The 17834-nt window shown below is 61.1% G+C and carries 15 protein-coding genes; 11 read left to right on the top strand and 4 right to left on the bottom strand.

Translation table 11 applies throughout. The annotated features are described in order from the left end of the window. Positions 1-301: 301 nt before the first annotated feature. From pyrG to tpiA, 3 genes are all read right to left on the bottom strand, one after another. Positions 302-1939 (bottom strand): CTP synthase, encoded by a 1638-nt coding sequence (pyrG, locus tag AC0V6T_RS06050; protein WP_007164281.1) that lies wholly within the window; start codon positions 1937-1939, stop codon positions 302-304. Positions 1940-2044: 105 nt separating this feature from the next. Then, positions 2045-2467 carry a preprotein translocase subunit SecG gene (secG, locus tag AC0V6T_RS06045; protein ID WP_486125193.1) on the bottom strand — a complete coding sequence of 141 codons (423 nt, stop codon included), beginning with the start codon at positions 2465-2467 and terminating at the stop codon, positions 2045-2047. Between the two features lie 115 nt (positions 2468-2582). Next, a complete protein-coding gene (tpiA, locus tag AC0V6T_RS06040; RefSeq protein ID WP_486125191.1) occupies positions 2583-3347 on the bottom strand; it encodes a triose-phosphate isomerase in 765 nt (254 codons plus the stop codon). A gap of 291 nt (positions 3348-3638) precedes the next feature. On the opposite strand from tpiA, the gene AC0V6T_RS06035 reads away from it, so the two are divergent. From AC0V6T_RS06035 to lexA, 10 genes are all read left to right on the top strand, one after another. Beyond that, the gene (locus tag AC0V6T_RS06035; protein ID WP_486125189.1) at positions 3639-5576 is read left to right on the top strand and encodes a SurA N-terminal domain-containing protein; all 1938 of its coding nucleotides are present in this window, start codon (positions 3639-3641) and stop codon (positions 5574-5576) included. Positions 5577-5626: 50 nt separating this feature from the next. After that, positions 5627-7144, top strand: a complete 1518-nt coding sequence (locus AC0V6T_RS06030) for an anthranilate synthase component I family protein (protein ID WP_486128515.1) — start codon at positions 5627-5629, stop codon at positions 7142-7144. After that, a complete protein-coding gene (locus tag AC0V6T_RS06025) occupies positions 7141-7980 on the top strand; it encodes a phosphodiester glycosidase family protein (protein WP_486125187.1) in 840 nt (279 codons plus the stop codon). Before AC0V6T_RS06030 ends, AC0V6T_RS06025 begins: the two co-directional genes overlap by 4 nt. Beyond that, positions 7973-8950: a prolyl aminopeptidase gene (gene pip / locus AC0V6T_RS06020; RefSeq protein ID WP_486125185.1), complete on the top strand. Its 978-nt coding sequence runs from the start codon at positions 7973-7975 to the stop codon at positions 8948-8950. The genes AC0V6T_RS06025 and pip overlap by 8 nt, the downstream gene beginning before the upstream one ends. Further along, positions 8947-9549: an anthranilate synthase component II gene (locus tag AC0V6T_RS06015; protein ID WP_486125183.1), complete on the top strand. Its 603-nt coding sequence runs from the start codon at positions 8947-8949 to the stop codon at positions 9547-9549. Before pip ends, AC0V6T_RS06015 begins: the two co-directional genes overlap by 4 nt. Continuing rightward, positions 9546-10538: an anthranilate phosphoribosyltransferase gene (trpD, locus tag AC0V6T_RS06010; RefSeq protein ID WP_486125182.1), complete on the top strand. Its 993-nt coding sequence runs from the start codon at positions 9546-9548 to the stop codon at positions 10536-10538. Before AC0V6T_RS06015 ends, trpD begins: the two co-directional genes overlap by 4 nt. Before the next feature lie 5 nt (positions 10539-10543). Beyond that, positions 10544-11332 (top strand): indole-3-glycerol phosphate synthase TrpC, encoded by a 789-nt coding sequence (gene trpC, locus AC0V6T_RS06005; protein ID WP_486125180.1) that lies wholly within the window; start codon positions 10544-10546, stop codon positions 11330-11332. A gap of 168 nt (positions 11333-11500) precedes the next feature. Beyond that, the gene (moaC, locus tag AC0V6T_RS06000) at positions 11501-11977 is read left to right on the top strand and encodes a cyclic pyranopterin monophosphate synthase MoaC (RefSeq protein ID WP_486125178.1); all 477 of its coding nucleotides are present in this window, start codon (positions 11501-11503) and stop codon (positions 11975-11977) included. Then, entirely contained in the window at positions 11974-13152 is a 1179-nt protein-coding gene (locus tag AC0V6T_RS05995) for a molybdopterin molybdotransferase MoeA (RefSeq protein ID WP_486125176.1), read from the top strand. Before moaC ends, AC0V6T_RS05995 begins: the two co-directional genes overlap by 4 nt. 214 nt (positions 13153-13366) lie before the next feature. After that, the gene (gene lexA, locus AC0V6T_RS05990) at positions 13367-14071 is read left to right on the top strand and encodes a transcriptional repressor LexA (protein ID WP_486125174.1); all 705 of its coding nucleotides are present in this window, start codon (positions 13367-13369) and stop codon (positions 14069-14071) included. A 23-nt stretch (positions 14072-14094) separates the two neighbouring features. Here the strand turns inward: lexA and AC0V6T_RS05985 are convergent, their stop codons facing one another. Beyond that, entirely contained in the window at positions 14095-16380 is a 2286-nt protein-coding gene (locus AC0V6T_RS05985; protein ID WP_486125172.1) for a ComEC/Rec2 family competence protein, read from the bottom strand. 36 nt (positions 16381-16416) lie between these two features. On the opposite strand from AC0V6T_RS05985, the gene gltX reads away from it, so the two are divergent. Then, complete coding sequence (gltX, locus tag AC0V6T_RS05980; RefSeq protein WP_486125170.1) at positions 16417-17820, top strand: glutamate--tRNA ligase; 1404 nt, start codon at positions 16417-16419, stop codon at positions 17818-17820. Positions 17821-17834: the final 14 nt, after the last annotated feature.

The following is a 17834-nucleotide window of genomic DNA, read 5'->3' as shown; positions in this document are numbered from 1 at the left end:
CTGTTCCTAGTCCCTCCAGACCCGAACCATGGCAATGAACACCGCCGTGATCCGGAGCCTACCCCTTCAGAAAAGCTGTAGGCTGGTCACAGTGGTAGTGCGCAAAATGGGAGGCACGCAAGGATTAATTACCCAGCTTGTACGAACGCGACAGATACCGGCCCATTAATGGTCATTTCGGGACAATTACCCCAAAAATCGCCTTAAAAAGCAGCAGACTTCCGCCATCGGGCGAATGTCGGACAATTCTGGAACCCGGCGGGATTCTGAGACAGAATAACATGCCTCAAGGTTCGATACGTCAGACCAACCGCGATTGCTCGAGCGCTGCAGCAATGAAGCCTGCGAAGAGCGGATGGGGGTCGAACGGCTTTGATTTCAGTTCAGGATGAAACTGAACTCCGACAAACCAGGGGTGATCCGGTCGCTCGACGATTTCAGGGAGCAGCCCGTCGGGTGACATCCCTGCAAACACCAGACCCTGCTTTTCCAGCGGCTCGATGTACGCGCTGTTGACCTCGTAGCGGTGACGATGCCGTTCAGAAATTTCCTCGGCACCGCCATAGATCGACGAGGTGTGGCTGTTGCCCGCAAGCTTGGCCTCGTAAGCGCCAAGCCGCATCGTACCACCAAGGTCACCGCCTTCTTCGCGCTGCTGGAGGCCTTCTTCGCTCATCCATTCGCTGATGATGCCGACAACGGGTTCTTTCGTTTCGCCAAACTCGGTCGATGACGCATTCTCGAAGCCTGCGGCACGCGCTCCCTCGATGCAGGCCATCTGCATCCCCAGACAAATGCCGAAGAACGGAACCTTACGCTGGCGCGCGAACCTCACGCTCGAGATTTTTCCCTCGCTGCCGCGCTCGCCAAAGCCGCCGGGCACAAGGATGCCGTGCATCGGCTCAAGTGCGGAAACGATCTCCGCCTCGTCTTCGCCTTCGAAGATTTCAGCATCGATCCACTTGATGTTGACCTTCACGCGGTTGGCCAGGCCACCATGGACGAGCGCTTCGTTGAGGCTCTTATAAGCATCGGGGAGGCCGACATATTTGCCAACCACGCCAATCGTGACTTCGCCTTCAGGATTGAAATAGCGGTCGGTCACGTCGTTCCAGCGCGCAAGGTCAGGCGCAGGCGCGTCCGTGATACCGAAGCCGCGCAGAACCTCTGCGTCGAGCCCTTCCTCATGATATTGCAGCGGGACCGAGTAGATCGAAGGCGCATCGAGCGCGGGGATCACGGCTTCCTTGCGCACGTTGCAGAAGTTCGCGATCTTCTGACGCTCGCCATCGGGGATCGGATGCTCTGCGCGGCACAGCAGTACGTCCGGCTTGATGCCAAGCGATGCCAGTTCGCGCACCGAGTGCTGGGTTGGCTTCGTCTTCAGCTCGCCCGCCGCCGCGATATACGGCACGAGCGTCACGTGGACGCTCAAGGTCTGGAACGGCTCAAGCTCGTTTCGGATCTGGCGGATCGCTTCCATGAATGGCAGCGATTCAATATCGCCGACCGTCCCGCCAATCTCGCACAGGATAAAATCGTGATCGTCCTGATCAGCGAGCGCGAACTCCTTGATCGCGTCGGTCACGTGCGGGATCACCTGCACGGTCGCACCGAGATAGTCGCCGCGACGTTCCTTGGCGATGATGTCGCGATAGACACGCCCGCTCGTGATGTTGTCGCTCTGCCGCGCAGACACGCCGGTAAAGCGTTCATAGTGACCAAGGTCGAGATCGGTTTCCGCCCCGTCGTCAGTGACATAGACCTCACCGTGCTGATACGGGCTCATCGTGCCCGGATCGACGTTGAGATAGGGGTCGAACTTACGAATGCGGACCTTGTAGCCGCGCGCTTGGAGGAGGGCAGCAAGCGATGCTGCCATGAGACCTTTGCCAAGCGAGGAGACCACGCCGCCGGTGATAAAAATGTACCGCGCCATGGGAGTTGGGCCTTAATCGTGATGAGGGATTCGAGGCAAGCGAATTGATCGGGTGAAGCCCGTCCAATCCACAAAGCTGTGAGGAAAATTCGAAAACGAGCGCGCTTATTCGGCGAGCGGATCGTCGTTTGCAGGCTCTGTGTTTGCCGGGTTTTCGCCCAGCAAATCTTCAAGATCGGCCGGGTCCGACGCCGCGCCATCTGGCGAAACGCCTGCGGGCGCGCCCTCGCCCAGCAGATCGGCAGCGCTCGGAGCGTTCACATCGCGCTCGAGATCCGTACTGACGTCGCCCATGCTCAATTCGCTCACGGCCAGAGCAGCCAGGAAGATCGAAAGCGCGACAAAAGCGATAGCCAGCCAGCGGGTCGATTTGGTCAGGAAGTCAGCCGCACCGCGCGCACCGAGGGCACCGGAAGGATTGCCGCCAATACCCAAGCCGCCGCCTTCTGAACGCTGCATAAGGACAACGCCCACGAGCGCAGCAGCCACGATGGCCTGAATGACAGTGAAGATGATAAAGAGCGACATGATCCCGGCTGTGTTCTTCTATGTGAAATCGTAACGGATGAATGCATTTCCACCGCGCATCTAGGGATGCGCGCGCGTCTCGGCAAGTGCGGCGCGAATGCTCGCCTTCGCGGCCTTACCCTTCGTCGGCTTCGCCTGCAGCCAGAGCGATCCCCATGAAGCTGTCGGCAGCAAGGCTTGCCCCGCCCACCAATGCGCCGCCGACTTCGGCAGTGGAGAGAATTTCGCCAGCATTTTCAGGCTTCACCGAGCCGCCGTACAAGATGCGGACTTCCGCGCCCGCTTCTTCGCCGTACATCTTCACCAGCAAGGCACGGATTTCAGCGTGCATCTCTGCGATATCTTCGACCGTTGCGGTCTTGCCGGTTCCGATCGCCCAGATCGGCTCATATGCGACGGTGAGCTTCTCGGCGACGTCTTCGATGGTTTTGGGAAGCGAGGCTATTAGCTGCTTACTCACAAAGGCCACCGCTTTGCCCGCATCGCGGGTCTCTTCGCTCTCACCGCAGCACAAGATGATGCGAAGGCCGGCAGCAAGCGCCAATTCGGCCTTTGCCCGCACGACCGCGTCTTTCTCGCCATGGTTTTGGCGACGCTCGGAGTGGCCGAGGATCACGAACTTCGCGCCGGCATCGGCAACCATCGCTGCTGAGATGTCGCCGGTATGCGCGCCGCCCTCTTCGTGATGACAATCCTGTGCGCCCACAGCGATCTGCTCCGCCTCCCGGTGGATTGGGTGGATCAGCGTGTAAGGCGGCGCAAGCGCCACTTCGACCTTCATATGTCGCTGAGCCGCGCGGTCGATCGCGCGCGCTTCGGAGAGCATGGCGCGGGTGCCGTGCATCTTCCAGTTTCCAACGATGTATGGCCGCTGGGACATCAAGTAATCCTGTCTATCGTGAAGCTTGAATTCGAATCTTGGTTGACCCGATTTAGGGTCAGGGGGTTGGGTCGGCTAGCGGAGGCGCAAGATTTAGTCAAAAGCTCCGCCAACCTGTTGCCGGGAGGTCGCAGGGCCGATAAAGCGCTGAACTTCCCGGTCGAGGTTTGGGTTAGCGCACGCCAGCCCCCTCCCCGCACCGAAACACAATTGCTTTATCCACCGCCAGAAGGGCAAGTATCGCGCGCAATTCTGCCAACGCGATCATAGAAAACCGGAAGCCACCAAGAAATGATTTCGCTGTTCCGCAACTTCTTCCAGTCGAAAATTGGTCTGCCGATCTTCATTGGATTTCTCGTTCTGGTTGCCCTCGCCTTCGCGGCGTCGGACATCTCGGGATCAGCGACTTTTGGTGGTCTGACCGGCGACGACAAGGTCGCAGTTGTGGGCGGCGAACCGATCACCAGCAACGAGATGAGCGGCGCAATGAACAACGCGCTTGACCGTGCTCGCGATCAAAACCCGACCATTACGATGCCGCAATTGGTCGCAAATGATGGCCTTAATCGCGAACTTGAACTGCTTATCGACCGCTTTGCAATTGGACAGTTTGCACAAGAATACGGCCTTCGCGCTGGCGAAAATCTCGTGAACAGCGAGATCCTCCAGATTGGTGCATTCCGCAATGTCACCGGTGAGTTTGATCAGGCCACATATCAGGCGGCGCTTCGCCGTCAGGGGATTACCGATGCGATCCTGCGCAAAGACATCGCGGACGGCCTCCTCGCCCAGCAGCTCCTGCGCCCGGCCTTTGCCGCGCCGCAACTGCCGCGCGCAGCCGCTCGTCAGTATGCCGCATTGGTGCTTGAGCGACGTCAGGGGCGCATCGGCTTGGTTCCGAGCAGTGAATATGCACCCGATGGCGATCCCACGGATGAGCAACTCAACACATTCTACAGCGAAAACCGCGCAAACTTCATTCTGCCTGAGCGCCGCACGATCCGTTTCGCACGGTTCGGGGCTGACAGCGTTCAAACCGTAGCAGAGCCGACCGATGCCCAGATCGCGGCCCGTTACGAGGCAGACGCTGCACAGTACGCAGCGCAGGAACGCCGCGCGATCAGCACTTTCGTCGTGCCAACCGAAGCGGCAGCACAAGCCCTAGTAGAGCGCATTCGTGCCGGTCTCAGCCTTGAAGCTGCGGCGCAGCAGGCAGGGTTCAACGTTTCGTCAGGCGAGCTCCTCGACCGCGAAAGCATGTCATCCTCAACCAGTTTTGCGCTTGCAGAGGCAGTCTTTGCCGCCGGCGAAGGCGATGTCATCACCCCTCAGCGGTCTCAGCTGGGCTGGTACGTAGCGCGGGTAGACGATGTGGAAAACACGCCGGCTCGCTCGCTTGCAGATGTTCGCGGCGAGATCGCTGCGCAAATCCGCAGAGAAGCGGTCGCAGCGCAGCTGATTGACCTCAGCTCACAGATCGAAGAACTGGTCGACACCGGCACTTCGCTGATGGATGCTGCGACCCAGTTCGGTCTTGAAGTCACTGCCGTTCCGGGTGTTTTGGCTGACGGGCGCATCTTTGGAACGCCTGGGCAGACCCTCAATCAAGCGGTCCGTCCGGTACTCGAGACTGCTTTCCAGATGGACGAAGGCGAGCCGCAACTTGCAGAACTCGTGGCTGGCGAGCAATTCCTAATCTTCGACGTCTCGGACATCACCGAAAGCGCCGCGCCTCCGATCGCGGAAGTGCGCGAAGAAGTGACTGCCGCGTGGCGCCGCAGCGAGGGCAACCGCATTGCGCAACAGGCAGCCAACCGCATTCTTGAAGCCGTGCGTAGCGGAACTCCGCTGGCAGAGGCGATGCGTGCGGAAAACCCGTCTCTGACCCAGGTCGAACGGATCGACCTTGAACGCCGCGAGCTGCTGGCAAATCCAAACCAGCGCGTGCCCACTGCACTGATCCTCATGTTCTCGATGGCGCAAGGATCGACCAAGATTCTTGAAGAAGAAAATGACCTTGGCTGGTTCCTTGTTGACCTTGACGAGATCGTTGTTCCCGAAGTCGCTAACGACAATCCGATCCTCGATCAGACACAGAACTCGCTCGCGCAGGCTCTGGCTGGCGAATACAACGCGCAGTTCGCTGCCGCAGTGCGCGAGGAAGTGGGCGTGGAACGCAATGAAGAAGCGGTCGAAGCGCTGCGTCGTCAGCTTGCTGGCGAAATCTGAGCAGGGACACACGCGAAACCACCGTGAACGCATCCCCCGCATCCTTTCCGATCGGGCTCGAAAACGCTGCCGGAGCCGCCAAGGCTCTCGAAAGCGGCGCGCCTGCGCTCGTGTGGCGCAAGGTCGTTGCCGACAGCGACACACCGGTTGGAGCAGCGCGGCGACTTATCGTGCCTGGTCGCGGCGACTTCCTGCTGGAATCGGTCGAAGGTGGTGAGGTTCGCGGGCGCTATTCACTCCTCGGCCTCGATCCCGACCTCGTTTTCCGCGCTAGCGCTAGCGAGGCGGCGATCAACCGTGCCTGGAAATCCGACCGTGAGGCGTTTGAGCCTTGTTCGGGCGACGCCCTGAGCGAACTGCGCGCGCTCGCCGACGCGTGCCGCGTCGATTTGCCCGAGGGCGCCGAGAACCCATTGCCCCCTGCCCTTGCCTGCCTTGTTGGCTATTTCGGGTACGAGACGATCGGGCTTGTCGAAACGCTTCCGCGCGCGCCGCAGAGCGAGTTGGCGCTGCCAGACATGCTGTTCGTTCGCCCGACTGTCATCCTCGTGTTCGACGGATTGAGCGATGCGCTGTTTTGCGTGGCCCCCATCTGGGAAGCCGACAATGCCCGCGCCGCTATCGAAGCGGCAGGCGAGCGGATCGACGAAACCCTGCGTGCCCTCGTCCAGCCTCGTCCCGAAGCGCCACGTGCGGCCGCTGACACGCTCGAGCCTGAACTCACGCCTGTGATGGACGGGGAGGACTACAAGGCGCTCGCCCTGCGCGCGAAAGAGTACATCCTTGCCGGCGACATCTTCCAGGTCGTGCTGGCCCAGCGCTTCACCTGTCCCTTCGAATTGCCGCCGCTGGAACTCTACCGCAGTCTGCGCCGGGTGAACCCGTCGCCCTTCCTCTATTTCCTCGACCTGCCCGGTTTCGCCATCGTCGGTTCGAGCCCTGAGATACTCGTCCGCGTCCGAAACGGAGAGGTCACGATCCGACCCATCGCCGGGACACGCCCTCGCGGCGAAACTCCTTCTCTGGACCGCGAAAACGAAGCAAGCCTGCTTGCCGATCCGAAGGAACGCGCGGAGCATCTCATGCTGCTCGACCTTGGACGGAACGACGTTGGCCGGGTGGCAGCGCGCGGGACTGTCGAAGTCACAGACAGCTTCACCATCGAACGCTACAGCCATGTCATGCACATCGTCAGCAACGTCGTAGGCCGCCTCGCAAGCGACAAGGACGCGCTCGACGCACTTTTCGCAGGCTTCCCAGCAGGCACAGTCTCGGGAGCACCGAAGGTGCGCGCCTGCGAGATCATTGCTGAACTCGAGCCCGAAACGCGCGGGGCCTATGCGGGCGGGGTCGGCTATTTCGCGCCGGACGGGTCAGTGAATTCGTGCATCGTCCTGCGCACCGCTGTCGTGAAAGACGGAACCCTGCATGTGCAAGCAGGCGCTGGCATCGTCGCAGACAGCGATCCCGATTACGAACTGGCAGAATGCCGCGCCAAGGCGGGCGCGCTAATAGCGGCGGCAAAAGAGGCCGTGCGCGTCGCCAGCGAGCCGGGGTTCGGACAATGAAGCGCGCAGCAATCATCATCGCCGCCATCGCCCTCTCGGCATGCGAACAGCAACCCGCTGGCGAGCCGGTCGTGCGAGCGGAGTTGAGCGAAGCGGTCGCGGGCGAAGAACTCGCCGCGCTTGAGGAAATCGTGCCCGATGCAGGCGGGGTTCCCGATGCGAACTCTGCTTGTGTGCCGGTGACGTTTGAGGAGACTTCCCTCACCCACTGCATCGCCGATCCGGCGACCCACCGCATCCGCACGAGCCTCGCCCCATCGAGCGGCGATGACTTCGGCACGATCCGCGCCTGGGCCGCTGGCCGCAACGAAAGCGGTATTGCCTTCGTAATGAATGCCGGGATGTACGGCGACGACCTGCGCCCGCTCGGCTACTTCGTCGAGGACGGCGAGCGCCTTGCCGAGCTCGACCGTGGAGATGGCAGCGGTAACTTCTACATGAAGCCCAACGGCGTGTTTTTTGGCACGGGCGGCAACTGGAATATCATCGAAACAGGCGTCTTCCTGCGCACCATCGGAACACGCCCCGCATTCGGCACCCAATCAGGCCCGATGCTGGTCGTGAATGGCGAGTTGCACCCGGACTTCCAGGAAAACGGTCCCTCGCGCGCCATCCGCAATGGCGTGGGCATCGACGAGGATGGTCGCGCGCATTTCGTGATTTCGAACGAAGCGATCAGCTTCGGACGCTTCGCCCGTTTCTTCCGCGACGAATTGCAGACCCCCAACGCGCTGTTCCTCGACGGCAACATTTCCTCGCTCTGGAACCCGGCATCCGGGCGTATGGACGAGCGCCGAGTAGGCCCACTTTTGGTGGTGGAGAAAATTGATGAGTAACTCGAACATGCTCGACTACACCCGCACGCTTTATCCCGAGATCGAGCCGTATGAGACCGGGATGCTTGACGTGGGCGAAGGCCACCAGCTCTATTACGAGCGAGTTGGCACTCCGGGCGCGAAGCCTGCGGTGTTCTTGCATGGCGGCCCTGGCGGCGGGATGGCACCGTCGCATCGACGTCAATGGGACCCGCAAGCTTACGACGTGCTGCTGTTCGACCAGCGCGGCTGCGGCAAATCGCTGCCCTTCGCGGAAATAGAGAACAATGACACCTGGCGCATCGTCGCGGACGTTGATCGTCTGCGCGAGATGTGCGGGCATGAGAAATGGCAAGTCTTTGGCGGCAGCTGGGGCGCTACTCTCGCGCTGGCCTATGCGCAGAAACATCCTGAGCGCACCTCCGAGATCGTCCTGCGCGGCGTATTTCTCGCCCGCCAGAAGGAAAAGGCGTGGCTCTATGAGTACGGAGCGAGCGAAATCATGTCCGAGCAGTGGGACCAGTTCACCGGTCTCATTCCCGAAGATGAGCGTGGCAACCTCGTAAAAGCCTATCACGACCGCCTGACCAGCGATGACGAGGCCACGCGCCTCGCCGCCGCCAAGGAATGGTCGCTGTGGGAAGGCACGGTCGCAACGCTTTTGCCCAATGACGAATTGCTCGCCGATTTCGAGGACCCCGCAAGGGCCGTCCCCTTCGCCCGCATCTGCGCGCGCTTCTTCCTCAACGATTTCTACCTCGAGGAAGCCCAGCTGCTGCGCGACGTCGACAAAATCCGCGATATCCCCACGATCATCGTGCAGGGCCGCCACGACATATGCACCCCCCCCACAAGCGCATGGGAGCTGAAAAAGGCGATGCCCGAGGCCGAGCTCTGGATGGTTCATGACGCTGGCCACTCTGCCGGTGAGCCGGGCATCATCGACGGACTGGTCCGCGCAACCGACAAGCTGGCGGGCAAAACGTCATGAGTCAGATACTCGTCATCGACAATTACGACAGCTTCACCTTCAACCTTGTCCATTACCTGATGGAACTGGGCGCGGATGTGCAAGTGGAGCGTAATGACGCGATCAGCGCGAGCGAGGCTTTGGCAACCAATGCGAACGGTTTCCTGATCTCGCCCGGCCCATGCACTCCCAACGAGGCCGGGATCAGTCTCGACCTTGTCGCGGCCTGCGCAGATGCCGAAAAGCCGCTGCTCGGCGTTTGTCTTGGCCATCAGGCTATCGGGCAGCATTTCGGCGGTACAGTCACGCGCGGCGGTTTGATGCATGGCAAAACCTCGCCGGTGACACATGACGGAACGGGCGTTTTCGAAGGCCTGCCCTCGCCCTTCACCGCGACGCGCTATCACTCGCTCATCGTCGAGAACCTTCCCGATGCGCTCGAGGTCAACGCGAACTCCGATGATGGATATGTCCAGGGCTTCCGCCACAAGGACTTGCCGATCCACGGCGTGCAGTTCCACCCCGAAAGCATCGCCACCGAGCACGGTCACGACCTGCTCGCAAACTTCCTGCGCCTGTGCGGGATAGAGACGCCAAAGAACGAGGACATGCCCGCATGAAGACGCTCCCCCTCGCCGTCCCTCACATGAGCGAAACCGAGGCCGAGGAGGTGTTCGGCTGGATCCTCGATGGTGAAGCGACCGACGAGGAAATTGCCCGGTTCCTGCTCGCCATGACCGAGCGCAGCGAAACGGCGGACGAAATCGCAGGGGCCGCGCGTGCCCTTCGCGCTCGCCTAATCCCGATCGACGCGCCCGAAGATGCAGTCGATTGCTGCGGCACGGGCGGCGATGGACACCACACGCTGAATGTCTCAACTGCCGTGAGCCTCGTGGTCGCAGCATGCGGCGTGCCCGTTGCCAAGCACGGCAATCGCGCGGCCTCGTCCAAATCGGGCGCGGCGGATACGCTCGAAGCGCTGGGGCTGGACATGGATGCTGCTGGGCGCACGGCGGAAAAGACGCTCGCTGAGCTCGGCATCTGCTTCCTCTTCGCCAAGAACCACCACCCGGCGATGGGCAGGATCCAGCCAATTCGCCTCCAAATCGGCAAGCGCACGATCTTCAATCTGATGGGCCCGCTTTCGAACCCGGCAGGCGTGACGCGCCAGCTGATCGGCATCGCGCGCCCCGGCTATGTGCCGATCTACGCCGAGGCAAAGGCCAAGCTTGGCACGAAGCGCACCTTCATCGTCTCAGGCGACGAAGGGCTCGACGAGCTTAGCCTTGCGGGCGGAAACGAGCTTGCCGATGTCACCGGAAACGATTTCGAGATGCGCCGTGTCGATGCCTCGACCGTGAACCTCTCGCACGCTCCGGTCGAAGCCATTCGCGGCGGCGATGCACAGCACAATGCGAAGGCGCTCAAGGCGCTGCTTGAAGGCACGCCAGGCCCCTATCGCGACGCGGTTGTGCTGAACGCTGCGGCGACGTTGGTAGTCTCTGGCAAGGTCGATGAATGGGCCGATGGTGCCGCAATGGCAGCTGAGGCGCTCGATAAAGGTGCAGCGGCGAAGCTGCTTGCCGACTGGATCGAGATGGCGGCCTGACGCGCATGAACAAGCTCGAAGAAATCTGCGCCGCCAAGCGCGAAGTCGTCGCCGCCCGCAAAAGCGCGGTGCCGCTGAGCCAGCTCGAACAGGCCGCCGCAATCCAGACTGCGCCGCGCGGGTTTGAGGCGGCCTTGCGCACCCGGGCCAAAACCGGCTTTGCGCTGATCGCCGAGATCAAGAAAGCCAGCCCCTCCAAAGGACTGATCCGCGAGGATTTTCAGCCCGCACTTCACGCTGCCGACTATGAAGCAGGCGGCGCGGCATGCCTCTCGGTCCTGACCGATGCGCCATACTTCCAGGGACATGAGGACTACCTCATTGCTGCCCGCGCGGCATGCAAGCTGCCGGTTCTGCGCAAGGACTTCATGGTCGATCCGTGGCAATGCCTCGAAGCGCGCGCGATCGGAGCCGATGCAATCCTCATCATCGTCGCGGCGCTAGACAATGCACAGATGGCTGAGATCGAGGCGGCAGCGTCCGAGCACAAGATGGATGTGCTTATTGAGGTTCACGACGAGGAGGAGCTTGAGCGAGCAGCAACAACTCTCGAAAGCCGATTGCTCGGAGTAAACAACCGCGATCTGAAGACCTTCACGACCTCGCTCGAAGTGACAGAACGCCTTGCACCGCTGGCCCCGAAGGGGTCGCTGCTGGTCGGTGAAAGCGGGATCAACAGCCATGCCGATCTCGAACGCTTGGCAGAAAGCGGCGTCCGCACGTTCCTCGTCGGCGAAAGCCTGATGCGGGCTGACGACGTTGCCGCCGCGACGCGGTCGCTCCTCGAAGGCTGAGCGCGCTCTGTCCTACATGCCGCCGTCGTGGCATCAGGTGGGCATGAGCAGCGCAGCACGTATCCTTAGTGATCGAGACTGGCGATCAAAAGGCGCTTTCGTGATCGGTCCACTATTTGCCTCTGGACCGTGTAACATGCGGTCCACTTCTCAGCTAAGGCACTGAACATGAACGGTTTGACGCATCTCGATTCGCAAGGCTCCGCGCACATGGTGGATGTGGGTGGAAAGCCCGAAACGCAGCGTGTCGCAGTCGCCTCGGGACGGATCACGATGTCGTCCGAGGCGCTGGAAGCGATACGCCTGGGCGATGCCCCCAAAGGCGACGTCCTCGGCACGGCCCGCATCGCAGCGATCATGGCGGCGAAACGCACTGACGAGTTGATCCCGCTGTGTCATCCGCTCGGACTTGAAGCGGTGAATGTCGACTTCGCACTCGAAGACAACTCTATCCTCGCCACCGCTACCGCATCGCTTACGGGCAAGACCGGGGTCGAGATGGAAGCGATGGTCGCTGTCTCTACCGCGCTTCTCACCATCTACGACATGGCGAAGGCCATCGATAAGGGGATGGTGATCGGCGAGGTGCGCCTTACCGAAAAACGCGGCGGCAAGTCAGGCGACTGGAAAGCGCCTGCTGCGTGAGCGGATTGCTCGACCTTTCCGATGCGCAAGAACGGCTACTCGCGCTCGCGCCGCAGTTGGGCGAGGAAACTGTCGCGATCGAGGAGGCACTTGGGCGGGTCCTCGCACATGACCTGAAAGCAAACCGAACCCAGCCCCCTGCGGACCTGTCGGCAATGGACGGCTATGCGGTGTCCGGCGCTGGTCCTTGGACACTTGTGGGAGAAAGCCGCGCCGGTGCACCATTCGAAGGCAAGCTTGCGCCAAGCGAAGCCGTGCGCATCTCGACCGGCGCGCACATGCCGGATGGCGCGGAGAGCGTGCTCATTCAGGAGAATGCGAGCGTATCTGACGCAACGATCAGCGCTGATCAGCGCCCGACCGCGGGCAAGCATGTGCGCAAACGCGGTTTCGACTTCTCCTCGGGCGATATCGTGCTTGAAGGCGGAACCCGGCTAGGACCTGCACAGCTTGCACTCGCCATCGCGGCGGGACATGCGAAACTCACTGTCCGCAACCGGCCAAGAGTGGCCGTGCTGGATAGCGGCGATGAACTGAGCTTAGACCCCGAAAACTGCGGCCCGAACCAGATCCCTGCATCGAATGGAGCGATGATCGCTGCCATGCTGCAACCGCTCGTTGGTCGCTGCGAACCTATTGGCCCGGTGGGCGATGACATGGATGCGCTTGCGGCTGCCCTCGCCCAGGCTGAGGACTGCGATATCCTGATCACATCCGGTGGGGCCTCGGTCGGCGATCATGATCTTGTGCAAGCCGCGCTGCGCGAATGGGGCGCGGAAATCGCCTTTTGGAAAGTCGCAATTCGCCCAGGAAAGCCGCTCATGGTCGCAAAGCGCGGCGCGCAAGTGGTTCTCGGTTTGCCGGGAAATCCTGTCTCGAGCTTTGTGACCGCGTTCCTCTTCGCCCTGCCCTTGATACGCGCTGCGATGGGGATGCGCGCACCTATTCCGGCCTCGCAGACAGTGATGGCAGTCGAGGCAATGCCCGCAACCGGCGGACGCCGCGAATTCGTGCGAGGTGTCTTCGATGGCCAGCGCGTGCGCCGTGCAGCCTCGCAAGATTCCAGCGCCATCCGCTCACTCGCCGCAGCCAATTGCCTGATCGAACGCCCTGCCGGATCGGGTGAAGTCGCACCGGGCGAGATGCTTCGCATCTACAACCTCGAAAATGGCTGAAATGCTTGGCTTTGTGGATTTAGCCCGCTTGACTTGAAATCCGAAGTTGCCTACTTGTTCCACATTCGTTCACCATATTGGTGCGCGGTTAGTGCTCTGTATCGCACCTGTTCCGTTTTAGCGGGCGGTGCCTCTGAGAGTGCGCGAGTTTGGCATTGCGTTTGGACCGGTCCTGGTCCGGGCGCTCATAATGCGGCTTTTACGGAGCTTGCCAATGTTGACGGCAAAACAGCATGAACTGATCCGCTTTATCCAGCAGCGGCTCGAAGAAACCGGTATTTCGCCCAGCTTTGAGGAAATGAAAGAGGCGCTCGACTTGAAGAGCAAGTCAGGCGTCCACCGCCTGATTTCGGCTCTTGAAGAACGCGGCTTCATCCGCCGCCTGCCCAACAGGGCGCGCGCGCTTGAGGTCATCAAAGTTCCCGAAGACGCGGTCACCTCTCCGCGTTCGCAGGCTGCTCCTGCGGCACTGGCAGCCAATGACGCGGTGGCCTCAGCCTCCAGCGTTATGGCAAGGGCGCCAGAGCCAGCCAATGACGTCATCGAAATCCCGCTACACGGCCGAATTGCGGCCGGTGCCCCGATTGAGGCGCTTGAAGGCCAGAATTCCCTGCCTGTTCCCGCTGCGCTGCTTGGCCCGGGCGAGCATTATGCTCTCGAGGTATCGGGAGATTCGATGATCGAAGCCGGTATCTTTGACGGGGACTTCGCACTCGTCCGCCGGACAAACACCGCGCGCGATGGCGAAATCGTCGTGGCGCTTGTCCGCGGAGAGGAAGCAACGCTGAAGTATCTGCACAAGGAAGGCGCAATGGTCCGGCTCGACCCGGCCAATGCGACCTATGACGCGCAGGTCTACGGCCCTGATGAAGTCGAAGTACAGGGCAAGCTTGCAGGCTTGCTTCGTCGCTATCACTGATTGATCGGTCGGCGGGGGAATGCCTAATCGCCTTCCCCTTGCCACCATCCATGTGAGCCCTGGCTTTCAGCCACGCTAACGATTTGCTGGCCCTTGAGGTTGAGTGCCAATCCACCGCTTTGCAGAAGCAGGCTGCGATCTGCTTTGAGCCAACGCGGCTTGCAAGACCTCGGCAGGAATCGGTCGGCAACTACAATATCGGCTCGCTCACAGGCAGCGGCTAGAGCGCGTTCCTCGATCAGATCACGGTTGCGCGCAAGCAGGAGCGACCATTCGCGATCCCCACGCTCGAGGTTGATCGTGCAGAACTCGGTCGAACAGCGAGCGCCTTCCCACTCGGCCAATGGGATGGGTTCGCTCTGAACGCTTGCCAATTCCAGCAAGTTGTCACGCGAGTAGGACGAGCGGCTGTCCCTGAGCGAGAGCAGACTTCGGCTCCCATCTTCGCCCTTGATCGTGATACCAACGTGCCTTCCTTCCCGGCCGATGAGAACGTCAGGTATCGGGGTTGTCATGAGCAGGATCGTAGCAAGCGCCGCAGGCACAAACCCGAGCAACCTTGCCTTACCGCTCCACAGAGCGAGCCAAAGGCCTCCTCCTACGAAAAGAGCAATGGTCGCACCGCTCATCTGAGGCATCAGCTTCACCGCTCCGGGCTGCGATGCGGTGAAGTGAGCTATCGAAAGGAGCAGGTTGAGAGAGCGCTCGACGAGCCACCAGAACGGTGCGCCCAGCCCTACCAGATCGAATGCCAACGCAAACGCAATCAGCGGCATCGAAATGAACGTGACCAGGGGAATGGCCAGCACGTTGGCAAACGCGCCGTAGACACCAGCACGGTGGAAGTGGAACAGCACGATAGGCATCAGCGCTATCTCGATGACGAGACCCGTGAAGAACAACATGAAGACTCGCCTTCCCGCACGGCTCGTCCAGCTCTCTTCACGCGGCGCTAGAAATGCTTTCACCGGAACTGACGAATGCAACGCGACAATGGCGAGCACCGCCGCAAAGCTCATCTGAAAACTCGGCCCGATGACGCTCTCTGGCCAAAGCAGCAATACAAACACAGCAGCAGCTGCGACCATCCTAAGCGAGAGAGCCTCGCGCCCCAGAGCAAGGGCAATCAGCACTAGCATCGCCGCTGCGCAGCTTCGAACGGTCGGAACCTGCGCGCCTGTCAGCAAGGTGTATGCGATGCCCGCAAGCGCTCCGATCGCGGCAGCTGCAACCGGAAGCCTCACTCTAAGCGCAATCGCCGGAAACAATGCCAAGAGCTTCAGTGCAATGAAATAAGCAGCGGCAATCACTGCGCTCACGTGCAGGCCGCTGATCGCGAGCAAGTGCGTGAGCCCTGCATCGCGCATCGCGTCTTCGTCCGTCTCGGCGATTGCACCACGGTCGCCGCTCGCGAACGCCGCCGCGATGGTGCCGGCCGACCCGTCAACCCGGTCGCGAACGTGCGCCGACAAGGCACGTTGCATCGCGGCGATGCCGCTTGTCTGCGGCGCGGGCTCAACAATCTCGATATCGCCCAACACGCTGCCAGTACCGCTCAACCCCTTAAACCATGCGGCGCGCGCAAAGTCGTATGCGCCGGGCAGCATGGGGCTTGCCGGAGGCATGAGACGCACGCGCATGCGAACAACCGCGCCTTCGGACAGCGCTCCCGCAGCCTGACCGTCGCTTGCACGTGCCGCCACGTCGAGCGGTACATTGACCCTTATCTTGCGGCCCTGACCACTGGCCGCGTCACGAACAGCCAATGTCAGGCGAATGCGGTCTTGAGAGGGTTGGTCGTCCCGTTCGAGGACATATCCCTGCACCCGCTCAATCATAGGGCGTTCGATTGGCTGGGCTCCGACCATTTCGGAGCGCAGCCAGATGACGCTGACCCCGGCGGCAAACACCAATCCGCAAGCTATTACTGCGGTTCGAACATGATCGCGCTCAGGCCGGTCTCTCCATGCAGCGACAGCGAACAGAACCAGAAACAGGGAGAGCGCGATGGCGCCAATCCATTGCCACTCGTTCCGCAAGGCGAACCAACTCAGGATCCCTGATACGAATACAACCGCCAGCCATGGCGCGCGGTCAAAGCCAGCGCCGGCCAAAAAGGCTTCGACCTTGGTCGCAACCGCGCTCGCAGCGCTGGACAATCCGCCGCCCCTTTGCCACAGGCGCGCAGCGGCCTTTCGAGGCGTGGACGGACCGGTTCGCGCCGCTTCGACGCTGCTGTCGGGCTCGCCCGCAATCGGAATGATCGGCGTATTGGCCAAGGGCCCATTTCCCCCCTCGGGTTCGGCCATACTCAATGCGCCTGAATGAATAGGAATATCAAGCCCATGGCAAGTCCAGTTGTCACCCGCTTTGCACCTTCGCCGACCGGCTTCCTCCACATCGGTGGAGCTCGCACGGCGCTCTTCAACTGGCTTTATGCCCGCCATCACGGCGGCAAGGCGCTTTTGCGGATTGAGGACACAGACAAGAAGCGTTCCACACAGGAAGCGATCGACGCAATCCTGGACGGACTGGATTGGCTTGGACTTGATTACGACGAGGAGCCCACGTTCCAGTCACAGCGCGCAGAACGCCACGCCGAGGTTGCTCACAAGTTGCTGGAGGCAGGCCATGCCTACAAGTGCTTTGCGACGCCTGAAGAACTTGAAGCCATGCGCGCAGAGCAGCGCGCCAACAAACAACCGATGCGGTATGACGGACGCTGGCGCGACCGGGATCCTTCGGAGGCTTCCGAAGGCGCACCTTACGCGGTCCGCCTCAAGACCCCTCTCGAGGGCGAAGCCACCATTGAAGACCAGGTCCAGGGCAAAGTCTCGGTGCGAAATGAAGAGCTTGATGACTACATCATCCTTCGCGCCGACGGGACCCCGACCTACATGCTCGCCGTAGTGGTGGACGATCATGACATGGGCGTCACTCATGTAATTCGGGGCGACGATCACCTCAACAACGCCTTTCGCCAGTTGCCGATCTATCGCGCAATGGATGCAATCGAAGGGGGTTGGCCCGATCCGATCTACGCGCATGTCCCTTTGATCCACGGGTCCGACGGGGCGAAGCTTTCGAAGCGTCACGGCGCTCTGGGGGCAGAGACCTATCGCGACGAATTCGGCATTCTGCCCGAAGCGCTGTTCAACTACTTGCTGCGTCTTGGCTGGGGTCACGGTGACCGTGAGGAGATCACCCGCGAAGAGGCGATCGAGCTGTTCGACTTGTCTGGCGTCGGTAAAAGTCCGTCGCGCTTCGACATGAAGAAGCTTGAAAACCTGAATGGACATTACATCCGCGAGGCTGAGAACGCGCGTCTCGCTGAGTTGGTCGCAGCCAAGATCGGCGAAGGAGCGGATGCGGCGATTCTCACCGAAGCCATGCCTGTACTGAAAACGCGCGCGAAGAATGTCGACGAACTCGCTGAAGGCGCTGGATTTTTGTTCGCAAAGCGACCCTTGGAAATGACGGAAAAAGCCGCCAAGCTGCTCGACGATGATGGCCGCGCTCGACTTGCACTGGTTTCAACGGCTCTTGCAAAGGAAAATAGCTGGACAATCGAGGCACTCGAAGCCACTACCAAATCGCTTGCGGAGCAACAGGGATTGGGGCTTGGCAAGCTGGCGCAGCCAATGCGCGCCGCACTGACCGGGACGACCACATCGCCCGGTATTTTCGATGTTCTGGTCCTGTTGGGACGGGAAGAATCCCTGGCACGGATCGACGCGCAGGCTTCTTGAAGTCTGGGTGATCA

It is taken from the genome of Erythrobacter sp. S158 (assembly GCF_057364915.1).
The sequence above is the reverse complement of the archived record's forward strand: the minus strand, read 5'-3'. Positions and strand labels throughout refer to the sequence as shown.